The 14,076-nt window shown below is 74.1% G+C and carries 2 protein-coding genes; both read left to right on the forward strand.

The features are described from left to right. Positions 1-38: 38 nt before the first annotated feature. The gene (locus OO63_RS47350; RefSeq protein WP_051810489.1) at positions 39-2,675 is read left to right on the forward strand and encodes a type I polyketide synthase; all 2,637 of its coding nucleotides are present in this window, start codon (positions 39-41) and stop codon (positions 2,673-2,675) included. Positions 2,676-3,085: 410 nt separating this feature from the next. After that, complete coding sequence (locus OO63_RS41985) at positions 3,086-14,041, forward strand: type I polyketide synthase (protein ID WP_428835922.1); 10,956 nt, start codon at positions 3,086-3,088, stop codon at positions 14,039-14,041. The last annotated feature ends 35 nt before the right edge of the window (positions 14,042-14,076 follow it).

The following is a 14,076-nucleotide window of genomic DNA, read 5'->3' on the forward strand; positions in this document are numbered from 1 at the left end:
ACGCACACGTCCGCACCGCCGTAAGGAGTACACGCCAGATGGAGAACGAGGACAAGCTCCGCGATTACCTCAAGCGGGCCACCACCGATCTGCGCAACACGCGCCGACGCCTGCGCGAGGTAGAGGACCGGGAGCACGAGCCCATCGCGATCATCGGGATGAGCTGCCGCTACCCCGGCGGCGTGGCCTCGCCCGAGGACCTGTGGCAGCTCGTCGCCGACGGCGGGGACGCCGTGGTGGAGTTCCCGGCCGACCGCGGCTGGGACGCCGACACGCTCTACGACCCCGACCCGGACCACGCGGGCACGTCCATCACCCGGCACGGCGGCTTCCTCCAGGACGCCGCGGGCTTCGACCCGGCGTTCTTCGGGGTCAGCCCGCGCGAGGCCGCGGCGATGGACCCGCAACAGCGACTGCTCCTGGAGACGTCGTGGGAGGCGTTCGAGCGCGCGGGCATCGACCCCGTACAGGCCAAGGACACCAGGACCGGTGTCTTCGCGGGCGTCATGTACAACGACTACGCGACGCGGCTGCCGCAGGCGCCCGAAGGCTTCGAGGGCTTCCTCGCCAACGGCAGCGCGGGCAGCATCGCGTCCGGCCGCATCGCCTACACCCTCGGCCTCGTCGGGCCCGCGGTGACGGTGGACACGGCGTGCTCCTCGTCGCTGGTCGCCCTGCACCTCGCGATGGTGGCGCTGCGTCGTGAGGAGTGCTCCCTCGCCCTGGCGGGCGGCGCCACGTTCATGGCCACGCCGCGCACGTTCGTCGAGTACAGCAGGCAGCGCGCCCTGTCCGTGGACGGCCGCTGCAAGGCGTTCTCCGACAGCGCGGACGGCACCGGCTGGGGCGAGGGCGTCGGCATGCTCCTCGTGGAGCGCCTGTCCGACGCCCGCCGCAACGGCCACCCGATCCTCGCGGTGGTCCGCGGCTCCGCGGTCAACCAGGACGGCGCGTCCCACGGCCTCACCGCGCCCAACGGCCCCTCCCAGCAGACAGTCATCAACCAGGCCCTGGCGAGCGCGCGACTCACCCCGGCCCAGGTCGACGCCGTCGAGGCGCACGGCACCGGCACCACCCTCGGCGACCCCATCGAGGCACACGCCCTCATCGCCACCTACGGCGCCGAGCGCACCGCCGAACGCCCCCTGTGGCTCGGCTCCCTGAAGTCGAACATCGGCCACGCCCAGGCGGCGGCCGGTGTCGGCGGCATCATCAAGATGGTCATGGCGATGCGGCACGGCACGCTGCCCAAGACCCTGCACGTCGACGAGCCGAGCAGCCACGTCGACTGGTCGGCCGGCACCGTGGCCCTGCTCACCGAGGCACAGCCGTGGCCGGAGACCGGCGAGCCGCGCCGCGCCGGTGTGTCCTCGTTCGGCGTCAGCGGCACGAACACCCACGTCATCCTGGAGCAGGCACCCGCCGCCCAGGAGGAGACGCCCGCCACCGACCCGCGGCCCACGACGGACACCGACGCGTCGGCCGTCGCCGTCACACCCTGGGCGCTGTCCGCCCGCACTCCCGACGCGCTGCGCGCACAGGCCGACCGACTCCGGTCCGCCGTGGCGGCCGCCACCGACTTCGACCCGGCGGGCACCGGCTTCTCCCTGGCCACGACCCGCTCCCTGTTCGAGCACCGCGCCGTGCTTGTGGCGGAGGACCGCGCCACCACCCTCGACAGGCTCAGCGCGCTCGCCGAAGGGCGTGGCGGCCCGGGCGTCGTCGTCGGTGAAGCCGCGTCGCACCGGCTGGGTTTCCTGTTCTCGGGGCAGGGGTCGCAGCGGCTCGACATGGGGCGTGAACTGGCCGCTCGTTTCCCGGTGTTCGCGGACGCGCTGGACGAGGTCCTTGCCGCCTTTGATCCTTCGGTACGTGGCGTTCTGTTCGGCGAGGACGCCGACGCCCTGAACGAGACGGGGGTGACGCAGCCCGCGTTGTTCGCGGTCGAGGTGGCGTTGTTCCGTCTCCTTGAGTCGTGGGGTGTGCGCCCCGACCTGCTGGCGGGCCACTCGATCGGTGAGCTGGCGGCCGCGCACGTGGCCGGGGTCTGGTCGCTTTCGGATGCGGTGAAGGTGGTGTCGGCGCGTGGTGCGTTGATGCAGGCGCTCCCGACCGGTGGCGCCATGGTTGCCATCCAGGCGTCCGAGGCCGAGGTGATTGATGAGGGCTTGCCGGAGACGGTGGGTATTGCGGCGGTTAATGGTCCTCACTCAGTCGTCGTCTCTGGTGTGGCCGCCGATGTCGAGGCGGTTGCCGAGCGCTGGCGTGCGGAGGGCCGCAAGGCGACCCGTCTGAAGGTGAGTCACGCGTTCCACTCGCCGTTGATGGACCCGATGCTGGACGACTTCCGCACGGTCCTTCAGGGCGTGTCGTACGGAGAGCCGTCGCTCCCGATCGTGTCGACGCTGACCGGGCAGCTCGCCTCGGCCGAGGAGCTGGCATCGCCGGACTACTGGGTGCGGCACGTGCGCGAGTCCGTGCGCTTCGCCGACGCCGTCGTGACGCTGCGCGAGCAGGGCGCCGACGTGTTCGTCGAGGTCGGCCCCGGCGGAGTGCTGTCCGGTCTCGGGCAGCTCACGGCGCCGGAGGCCGCCTTCGTACCCGCGCTGCGCGGTGATCGCCCCGAGCCGCCGATCTCGCCCGCACGCTGGGCGTGTCGTCGGACGATCCGCTGAGTGCGGTGCTGCCTCGGTTGTCGGCGTGGCGCAGGAAGCAGCGGGACCGGTCTGTCGCCGATGCGTGGCGGTACGGGGTCGAGTGGCGGCCGGTAGCCGCTGCGAGCCGTGAACTGGACGGTGTGTGGCTGGTCGTGGCGCCGATGGGCGAGGACCGTGCGGAGTGGGTGCGTGCGGCGCTTGCCCGGGGCGGAGCCGACGTTCACACCCTGGATGTGGACCCGGAGGCAGTCGACTGGGCGGAGCAGTTGAGCGAGCTGCCCGCGCTCGACGGGGTCGTCTCGCTGCTCGGGCTCGCCGATGTGGGCGAGTCGGCGGTGCCCACGGGTGTCGCGGCCACGATCGGTCTGTTACGCGCCCTGGGTGACGCGGACGTGTCCGCGCCGTTGTGGTGCCTCACGTCGGGCGCGGTGGCAGCGGCCGAGGGCGACGCGGTCCCCGGAATCGAGCAGTCGATGCTGTGGGGCCTCGGCCGGGTTGCCGCCCTGGAGCACCCTGACCGCTGGGGTGGACTGGTCGACGTACCCGCGGCGCCGGACGGGACGACAGGGGGCCTGCTGGCCAAGGCGCTCGCGGACACGGGCGGCGAGGACCAACTCGCCGTGCGGGGCGACGTGATCCTCGGCCGCAGGCTGGTGCCCGCGCCGCTCGGCGCTGCCGCCGCAGAGGGCTGGTCGCCGCGCGGGACGGTCCTGGTGACCGGCGGCACCGGCGCCCTGGGCGGCCATGTGGCGCGCTGGGTCGCGGCACACGGCGCCGAGCACGTCGTCCTGGTGAGCCGTCGCGGTGCCGCGGCCGAAGGCGCCGCCGCCCTGGAGGCGGAACTCGTCGAGCTGGGCGCGCGCGCCACGTTCGCCGCCTGCGACATGGCGGACCGGGACGCTGTCGCGGCGCTCCTGGAGAGCGTCCCCGCGCTCACCGCCGTGGTCCACACGGCCGGCATCGAGCGCTCCGCCGCCCTCGCCGACCTCGACCCGGGCGACCTCGCCGCATTCGGCGACGTGCTTGCGGCGAAGGCCGACGGCGCGCGGAACCTGCACGAACTCCTGGGCGACACGCCGTTGGACGCCTTCGTGCTGTTCTCGTCCATCGCCGGAGTCTGGGGCAGCGGCGGTCAGGCCGCCTACGGCGCCGCGAACGCCTACCTCGACGCCCTGGCCGAGCACCGCAGGGCCGCGGGCCTGCCCGCCACCGCCGTCGCCTGGGGCCCGTGGGCCGACGGCGGCATGGTCGAGGACGCCGGTGCGGACGTGGCCGCGCGACTGCACCGCAGGGGCCTGACGACGATGGCCCCCGACGCGGCGCTCGCCGGTCTCGGCGCGGCCGTCGGCCACGGCGACGGACAGATCACCGTCGCCGACGTCGACTGGTCCCGGTTCGCGGGCACCTTCATGGCGCAGCGCCCCAGCCCGCTCCTCGGTGAACTCCCCGACGTACAGGCCGCGTTCGCCACCGCCCCGGCCGAGCAGGCCACCTCGGCGCTCGCCCAGCGCCTGGCCGGACTGGACGAGGCCGAGCAGGAGCGGCAGCTCACCGAACTGGTCCGGTACGAGGCCGCCGCAGTCCTCGGCCATGCGTCCGGCGACGCCTTCTCGGCCACCCGCGCCTTCCGCGACCTCGGCTTCGACTCCCTGACGGCCGTCGAACTGCGCGCCCGCCTCAGCGAGGCGACGGGCGTGGCCCTGCCCGCCGCCGTGGTCTTCGACTACCCGACGGCCGCCGCCCTGGCCACCTATCTGCGTACCGAACTGTCCGGAGCTGCCGCCGCTACCCCCACGGCCGCCGCGGCTGCCGCGGGTGTGAGCGACGAGCCGATCGCGATCGTGGCGATGTCGTGCCGGTTCCCCGGCGGCGTGTCCAGCCCCGAGGACCTGTGGCAGGTGCTGCGGTCGGGCGTGGACGCGGTGACCGACTTCCCGACCGACCGCGGCTGGGACGTCGAGTCGCTGTACGACCCGGAGGGCGCGGGCGTCGGCACGTCGTACTCCCGCAGGGGTGCCTTCCTCGATCGCGTGGCGGACTTCGACCCCGCGCTCTTCGGGATCTCGCCGCGCGAGGCCTTGGCGATGGACCCGCAGCAGCGGCTGCTCCTGGAGACCTCCTGGGAGGCGTTCGAGCGGGCGGGCATCGATCCGCAGTCGCTGCGCGGCAGCCGGTCGGGTGTGTTCGTCGGCACCAACGGCCAGGACTACACACGGCTGATGACGGCCGCTCAGGACACCGTCGACGGCTACTTCGGCACCGGCAGCGCGGCGAGCGTCATCTCCGGCCGGCTCTCGTACACGTTCGGCCTCGAAGGCCCCGCGGTGACGGTGGACACGGCGTGCTCCTCGTCGCTCGTCGCGCTGCACCTGGCCGTGCAGGCCCTGCAGAAGGGCGAGTGCGATCTCGCGCTCGCGGGCGGTGTGACGGTGATGTCGACGCCCGCCGCGTTCGTGGAGTTCAGCCGCCAGCGCGGGCTCTCGGTGGACGGCCGGTGCAAGGCGTTCGGCGCGGACGCCGACGGCACCGGCTGGGGCGAGGGCGTCGGCATGCTGCTCGTCGAGCGTCTTTCCGACGCGCAGCGCAACGGCCACCAGGTGCTCGCCGTCGTGCGCGGCTCGGCGGTCAACCAGGACGGCGCGTCCAACGGCCTCACCGCCCCGAACGGCCCCTCGCAGCAGCGCGTCATCCGCGCCGCTCTTGCTGCCGCCGGCCTGGAGCCGTCCGACGTGGACGCGGTCGAGGCGCACGGCACGGGCACGAAGCTCGGCGACCCGATCGAGGCCCAGGCGCTCCTCGCCGCCTACGGCCAGGACCGTGCGGGTGAGCCGCTGTGGCTCGGCTCGATCAAGTCGAACATCGGTCACACCCAGGCCGCCGCCGGAGTCGCCGGTGTGATCAAGATGGTGCTTGCGATGCGACACGGCGTGCTGCCGCGGACGCTGCACGCGGACGAGCCGTCGCCGCACGTGGACTGGTCCGCCGGCGCGGTCGAGGTGCTGTCGGAGGCCCGGCCGTGGCCTGCTGCGGACCGGCCGTGGCGTGCCGGTGTGTCGTCGTTCGGGTTCAGCGGGACCAACGCGCACGCCATCATCGAGCAGGCCCCCGTGGTCGTGGGGGAGGACGTCCCGGAGCCGCTGCCGGTCGGCGCGGTCGTGCCGTGGCTCCTCTCGGCCAAGACCCCCGAGGCGCTGCGGGAGCAGGCCGGGCGGCTCACGTCCTTCGTGGAAGCGGCGCCTGAGCTGTCGGTGCCGGACGTGGGCCGCGCGCTGGTGTTCTCGCGGGCGGTCCTCGAGCACCGAGCCGTGGTCGTCGCCGCTGATGCCGCCGACTTCCGGTCGGGCCTGGCCGCGCTCGCCGAGGGGCGTGGCGGTCCGGGTGTCGCGGTGGGGGAGGCGGCGCCGCACCGGCTGGGCTTCCTGTTCTCGGGGCAGGGGTCGCAGCGCCTGGGGATGGGCCGTGAACTGGAGGCTCGTTTCCCGGTGTTCGCCGAGGCGCTGCACGAGGTGCTCGCGGGGTTCGATCCGTCGGTGCGGGAGGTGCTGTTCGGTGCGGATGCCGAGGCGCTGAACGAGACGGGGGTGACGCAGCCCGCGCTGTTCGCGGTCGAGGTGGCGCTGTTCCGGCTCCTTGAGTCGTGGGGTGTCCGTCCGGATGTGCTGGCTGGTCACTCGATCGGTGAGTTGGCTGCGGCGCATGTGGCTGGTGTGTGGTCGCTGGCCGACGCCGTCAAGGTCGTGGCGGCTCGTGGTGCGCTCATGCAGGCGCTGCCGTCCGGTGGCGCGATGGTCGCGATCCAGGCCACGGAGGCCGAGGTCACGGCCGAGGGCTTGCCGGAGACGGTGGGTGTAGCGGCGGTTAATGGTCCTCACTCGGTCGTCGTCTCCGGTGTGGCCGCCGATGTCGAGGCGGTCGCGGAGCGCTGGCGTGCGGAGGGCCGCAAGGTGTCCCGCCTGAAGGTGAGCCACGCGTTCCACTCGCCGCTCATGGACCCGATGCTGGACGACTTCCGTGCAGTGGTCGAGGGAGTCGCGTGCGGCGAACCCGAGATCCCGATCGTGTCGACGCTGACCGGACAGCTCGCCACGGCCGAGGAGCTGGCATCGCCGGACTACTGGGTGCGGCACGTCCGCGAGTCCGTGCGCGCCGATCTCGCCCGCACGCTGGGCGTGTCGTCGGACGATCCGCTGAGTGCGGTGCTGCCTCGGTTGTCGGCGTGGCGCAGGAAGCAGCGGGACCGGTCCGTCGCCGACGGGTGGCGGTACGGGGTCGAGTGGCGGCCGGTAGCCGCTGCGAGCCGTCAACTGGACGGTGTGTGGCTGGTCGTTGCGCCGATGGGCGAGGATCGTGCGGAGTGGGTGCGTGCGGCGCTTGCCCGGGGCGGAGCGGACGTCCACGCCCTGGACGTGGACCCGGAGGCAGTCGACTGGGCGGAGCAGTTGAGCGAACTGCCCGCGCTCGACGGGGTCGTCTCGCTGCTGGGGCTCGCCGATGTGGGCGCGTCGGCGGTGCCCACGGGTGTCGCGGGCACGGTCGACCTGCTGCGGGCGCTCGGTCGCTCGGGCGTGGAGGCGCCGTTGTGGTGCCTGACGTCCGGTGCGGTCGCGGCGGCCGAGGACGACGTCGTCGCCGGGTTCGAGCAGTCGATGCTGTGGGGTCTGGGCCGCGTGGCCGCCCTGGAGCAGGCCGGCCGTTGGGGCGGTCTGGTCGACGTACCCGAGGCGCCGGACGAGGCGACCGGCGGCCTGCTGGCCTCCGTCCTCGCCGGGACGAGCGGCGAGGACCAGGTCGCGCTGCGCGGCGACGTGATCCTCGGCCGCAGGCTGGTGCCCGCGCCGCTCGGCGCGGCCCGCTCCGGCTCCGGCTGGTCGCCGCGCGGCACGGTCCTGGTGACCGGCGGCACCGGCGCCCTGGGCGGCCATGTGGCGCGCTGGCTTGCGGCGAGCGGCGCCGAGCACGTCGTACTGGCGGGGCGTCGCGGCCCGGACGCCGAGGGCGCCGAGGAACTGGAGGCGGAGCTCGTCGAGCTGGGCGCGCGCGTCACCGTCGCCGCCTGCGACGTGACGGACAAGGAGTCGGTCCGGGCGCTCCTGGAGAGCGTCCCTTCGCTCACCGCCGTCGTCCACACGGCGGGCATCGAGCGCTCGGCCACCCTCGCGGAGCTGGACCGGGACGACCTGGCCGGTGTGCTCGCGGCGAAGGTCGACGGTGCGCGGAACCTGCACGAACTCCTGGGCGACACGCCGCTGGAAGCGTTCGTGCTGTTCTCGTCCATCGCCGGAGTCTGGGGCAGCAGCGGGCAGGGCGCGTACGCGGCCGCCAACGCCTACCTGGATTCCCTGGCCGAGCACCGCAGGGCAGCGGGCCTGCCCGCCACGGCGGTCGCCTGGGGGCCGTGGGGCGGCGGCGGCATGGTCGCCACCGCCGAGCAGACCGCGCTGCTGCGGCGCTGGGGCCTGTCGACGCTGGTTCCGGCGGTCGCGATCGCCGGTCTGGCCACGGCCTTGGAGCGCGGTGACGGCAACGTCGTCGTCGCCGATGTCGACTGGTCCCGGTTCGCGGGCACCTTCATGGCGCAGCGCCCCAGCCCGTTGCTGAGTGAACTGCCCGACGTGCAGGCCGCGTTCGGGTCCTCCTCGGCCGAGCAGGGTACGTCGGAGCTCGCGCGGCGTCTGGCCGGTCTGGACGAGGCGGAGCAGGAGCGGCAGCTCACTGAGTTGGTGCGGTACGAGGCCGCCGCCGTCCTCGGCCATGTGTCCGGGGACGCCTTCTCCGCGACCCGTGCCTTCCGTGACCTGGGCTTCGACTCGCTGACGGCCGTCGAACTGCGCGCCCGCCTCAGCGACGCCACCGGTCTCGCCCTGCCCGCGACCCTGGTCTTCGACTACCCGACGGCCGCTGTCCTGGCCGCCTACCTGCGTACCGAACTGTGCGGCGCCAGTGCGGCACCCACGGACTCGGCTCCGGTCGCGGTCTCCGGCGTGAGCGACGAGCCGATCGCGATCGTGTCGATGTCGTGCCGGTACCCCGGAGGCGTCTCCAGCCCGGAGGACCTGTGGAACGTTCTCCTGTCCGGCGGCGACGCGGTCACGGAGTTCCCTGCCGATCGCGGCTGGGACGTGGAGGCGCTGTACGACCCCGACCCGGACGCGGTCGGGACCACCTATCTCACGTCGGGCGCGTTCCTGTCGGACGTGAGCGGCTTCGACGCGGGGTTCTTCGGGATCTCGCCGCGCGAGGCCCTGGCCATGGACCCGCAGCAGCGGCTCCTCCTGGAGACCTCCTGGGAACTTCTCGAGCAGGCCGGGGTCGACCCGGCGGCGCTGCGCGGTGAGAGCGTCGGCGTGTTCGTGGGCTCGAACGCGCAGGACTACGGCCTCGTGCTCGGCGAGGCCGCCGAGGACGTCGGCGGCTACATGGCGACCGGCAACGCGGCCAGCGTCTCGTCCGGCCGCCTGTCGTACACGTTCGGCTTCGAGGGCCCGGCCGTCACCGTCGACACGGCGTGCTCCTCGTCGCTGGTCGCGCTGCACCTGGCGGTGCAGGCGCTGCGGTCGGGCGAGTGCGACCTCGCGCTCGCGGGCGGCGTGACCGTGATGTCCACACCCGGTGCGTTCATCGAGTTCAGCCGCCAGCGCGGCCTTTCGCAGGACGGCCGCTGCAAGGCTTTCGCTGCCGCCGCCGACGGCACCAGCTGGGGCGAGGGCGTCGGCATGCTCTTCGTCGAACGCCTCTCGGACGCCCGGCGCAACGGGCACCCCGTCCTCGCGGTGATCCGCGGCTCGGCGGTCAACCAGGACGGCGCGTCGAACGGCCTCACCGCGCCCAACGGCCCCTCCCAGCAGCGCGTCATCCGCCAGGCCCTCGCGAGCGCCGGACTCCAGGCGTCCGACGTGGACGCCGTCGAGGCCCACGGCACCGGCACGAAGCTCGGCGACCCCATCGAGGCCCAGGCGCTCCTCGCCACCTACGGCCAGGACCGCGCAGGTGAGCCCCTGTTGCTCGGCTCCGTGAAGTCCAACATCGGGCACACCCAGGCCGCCGCAGGTGTCGCCGGTGTGATCAAGATGGTCATGGCGATGCGGCACGGCGTCCTGCCGCGAACCCTGCACGTCGACGAGCCGTCGCCGCACGTCGACTGGTCCGCGGGCGCCGTGGAACTGCTCACCGACGAGCGTGCGTGGCCCGCCGTCGACCGGCCGTGGCGTGCCGGTGTGTCGTCCTTCGGGTTCAGCGGCACCAACGCGCACGCCATCATCGAGCAGGCACCCGCGCCGACGCCCGCCGAGGCGACGAAGCCGACGGAGCCGACGGAGCCCACGGAGCCCGGCGTCCTGCCGTGGGTCCTCTCGGCCCGGTCCGGCGAGGCGCTGCGGCAGCAGGCGGCCCGGCTCCGGGACGAGCTCGGCCACAAGGCGGACGTGCCGGTCGCCGACGTCGCCCACACACTGCGGTCCCGGCCGGCCTTCGACCACCGCGCCGTGCTGGTGGGCGTCGACCGCGAGGACTTCCTCAGCGGCCTCACCGCCCTCGCCGACGGCCGCGAGGCACCGAACGTCGTCACCGGCGCGGCCGGCGACCACGGCACCGGCACGGTGTTCGTGTTCCCCGGCCACGGCACGCAGTGGGTCGGCATGGCCCTCGAACTCCTGGAGTCCTCGCCGGTGTTCCGCGCGCGGATGCGGGAGTGCGCCGAGGCCCTCGGCGAGCACGTCGACTGGTCGCTCCTCGACGCCGTCCAGGACCCCGCCCTGATGGAGCGCTTGGACGTCGTCCAACCCGCCCTCTTCGCCGTGATGGTGTCGCTGGCCGCCACCTGGCGGTCGTGGGGCGTCGAACCGAGCGCCGTCCTCGGGCACTCGCAGGGCGAGATCGCGGCGGCCTGCGTCGCGGGCGCCCTGCCCCTGAAGGACGCGGCGCGCCTCGTCGTCCTGCGCAGCAAGGCGCTGACCGCGCTCGCCGGACAGGGTGGCATGGTGTCCGTCGCGCTCGACGTCGACGCCGTACGGGACCTCGTCGCGCCCTGGGACGGGCAGCTCGACATCGGCGTGGTGAACGGCCCCGCCTCCGTCGTCGTGTCCGGCGACGCCGCCGCGCTGGACGAACTGGTGGACCTCTGCGCCGAGAAGGGCGTGTGGGCGCGGCGGGTCCAGGCGGACTACGCCCCGCACTCCCACCACGTCGAGCGCATCGAGGCGGAACTCCTCGCGGGCATCGCGGACGTGACGCCGCGCTCCGCGGACGTGCCGTACTTCTCACCGCTGACCGGCGCCTGGCTGGATACCCGCGAGCTGGACGCCGCGTACTGGTACCGCAGCCTGCGCCGGACCGTGCAGTTCGCCGACTCCGTCTCCGCGCTGGTGGCAGCGGGCTTCAGCAGCTTCGTCGAGGTCAGCCCGCACCCGGTCCTCGTGGCCGGTCTCGGCGAACTGGTCGGCGCCGACGGCGTGGTCGTCGGCTCGCTGCGGCGCGGCGACGGGAGCCCGGCCCGGCTCATGACCTCGGCGGCCACGCTGTTCACACGCGGCGGCCGGGTGGAGTGGCCGCTCCCCGCGGCACAGCGCGTCGACCTGCCGACGTACCCGTTCCAGCGCGAGCGCTTCTGGCCCACGGCGGCACACACCGCGTCCGGCGACGTGACCTCGGCCGGCCTCGGCCGCGTGGACCACTCCGTGCTCGTCGCCGTCACCGAACTCGCCGACTCCGAAGGCCTCGTGTTCAGCGGCAGGCTGTCCGCGCGCACCCACCCGTGGCTCACCGACTACCGCGTCCTCGGCACCCCCGTGCTCCCCGGCGCGGCCTACGTGGACCTCGCGCTGCGCGCCGGCGACCACGTCGGCTGCGCGTCCCTGGACGACCTCGTCCTGGAGGCGCCCCTGGTGCTGCCCGAGCGGGACGGCGTCCAGGTGCGGCTCAGCGTCGACGGGCCGGACGCGGCGGGCCGCCGGGCGTTCACCGTGGACTCCCGAGGAGACGCGGGCGGCGCCTGGACCCGCCACGCCACCGGCACCCTCGCGGCCGACGCCGAACCCGTCACCGACGACCTCGTCGCCTGGCCGCCGACCGAGGCCGAACCGGTCGATGTCGACGACCACTACGCCACCGTCGCCGCCTCGGGCCTCGACCACGGCCCCGCCTTCCAGGGCCTGCGCGCCGCCTGGCGCAAGGGCGACGAGGTGTTCGCCGAAGTGGTGCTTCCGGACGGCCTCACGGGCGAGGGCTTCGGCCTGCACCCGGCCCTCCTGGACGCCGCGCTGCACACGGCCGGGCTCGGGGTGAGCTCGGACGGGCTCCCGTTCTCGTGGGCCGGGGTGCGGCTGCTCGCGACCGGCGCGACGGTGCTGCGGGTGCGGCTGACGCCCGTCGGCGTGGACGCCGTGGCGGTGCTCGTCGCCGACGGCTCCGGTGAACCCGTTGCCGCCGTCGACCAGTTGAGCCTGCGGCCCCTCTCGGCCGACCAGCTCGACCTCGCCCGGTCCGCCCACCGCGACTCGCTGTTCGAGGTGAAGTGGGTCCCCGTACGGGACGCCGCTCCCGACACCGGCACGTGGGCGGTGCTCGGCGGCGACACCGCCCGCCTCACCCACGCGCTCACCGCGGCGGGCGAGCCGGTCGACGAGCACCGCGATCTGGCCGCGCTCGTCGCCGCCGTCGACGGGGGCGCGCCCGTGCCCCGGCGCGTGGCCGTGACGCCCGGCGAGGGCGCGACGACCCCGCGCGCGGCGACACGCGACACCCTCGACCTGCTCCAGAAGTGGCTCGCCGACGACAGGTTCGCCGACGCGCAGCTCGTGCTCCTCACGCGCGGCGCGGTGGCGGCAGGGCCCGACGAGGACGTCCCTGACCTGGTCCGCGCTCCCGCATGGGGCCTGGTCCGGTCGGCACAGTCGGAACACCCGGAGCGGTTCGTCCTCGTCGACGTCGACGAGGACGAGAAGTCGCTGCGCGGGCTGCCCGCCGCGGTGGCCGCTGGGGAGCCGCAGCTCGCGATCAGGAACGGCGCCGCCTCCGTGGCCAGGCTGGCACGGCTCGCGACTCCTGCCGACGCGGCGGAGCCCGGCCACACCCCCGAGCCCGCGGCGTTCACCGCCGACAGCACGGTCCTCGTCACCGGCGGCCTCGGCGTGCTCGGCGGCCTCACCGCACGCCACCTCGTCACCCGCCACGGCGTCGGCAACCTGGTCCTCACCGGCCGCCGCGGCCCGGCGACGCCGGGCGCGGAGGAACTGCGCCGGGAACTTCAGGAGGCGGGCGCACGGGTCACGATCGCCGCGTGCGATGTGAGCGACCGCGACGCGGTGGCGGCGCTCCTGGCCGAGCACCCCGTGACCGCCGTCGTGCACACCGCCGGTGTCCTGGACGACAGCGTGATCGAGTCCCTGAGCCCGGAGCACGTCGACGCGGTGTTCGGCCCCAAGGGCGACGCCGCGCAGCACCTGCACGAGCTGACCCGCGACGCGGACCTGTCGGCGTTCGTCCTGTTCTCCGCCGTCGCCGGTGTGTTCGGCAGCCCGGGCCAGGGCAACTACGCGGCGGCGAACAGCTACCTGGACGCGCTCGCCCAGCACCGCAGGGCCGCCGGACTGCCCGCGACATCGCTCGCCTGGGGCCTGTGGGCCGAGGCCAGCGGCATCACCGGGCACCTCGACGACGCCGACGTCCAGCGGATGGCGCGCGGCGGCATGGCCCCGCTGTCCTCCGCCGACGGCATGGCACTCTTCGACGTGGCGCGCGCGACCGGCGCCGCGACGGCGGTGCCCGCCGCGATCGACCTGGCGGCGCTGCGGGCCCACCCGGAGCAGGTGCGGCCGCTGCTGCGCGGCCTGGTGCCCACACCCGCCCGCAGGGCCGCGCGGTCCGGCGACGGTCCCGGCACGGTCTCGCTCGCCCAGCGGCTCGCGGGCCTCACCGAGGCGGAGCGGGACCGCACCCTCGTCCACCTCGTCCGCACCCACACGGCGGCCGTGCTCGGCTTCGCCGGACCGGAGGCCGTCGAGGCGGAACGGGCCTTCAAGGAACTCGGATTCGACTCGCTCACCGGCGTGGAGCTGCGCAACAGGCTCGACGCCGAGGTCGGCACGCGACTGCCCGCGACCCTGGTCTTCGACCACCCGACCCCGGCGGCACTCGCGGCCCACCTGCGGACGACGGTGCTCGCCGACGACCGCACACCCGCCGCGGAGGTGCTCGGCGAGCTGAACAAGCTGACGGTCACCATCTCCAAGCTCGACCCGAACGACGCGCTGGTCGGCGACATCCGGCTGCGGCTCCGGTCACTCCTGTCCACCTGGGACGACAAGGAGCCGGAGAGCGCGGCGGGCGACCTCGACTCGGCAACGCTCGACGACGTGTTCAACATCATCGACGAGGAACTTGAGTCCTGAACCGCAGGTCCGGACTCTCACCAAAAGGGGTAACA

Origin of the sequence: Streptomyces alboflavus (genome assembly GCF_000716675.1) — a bacterium.
Taxonomy (GTDB): Bacteria; Actinomycetota; Actinomycetes; order Streptomycetales; family Streptomycetaceae; genus Streptomyces; species Streptomyces alboflavus.

What these genes read in the sequence shown, in the direction of transcription:
- OO63_RS47350 (WP_051810489.1), top strand. Translation starts at nt 39, where the DNA reads ATGGAGAACGAGGACAAGCTCCGCGATTACCTCAAGCGGGCCACCACC.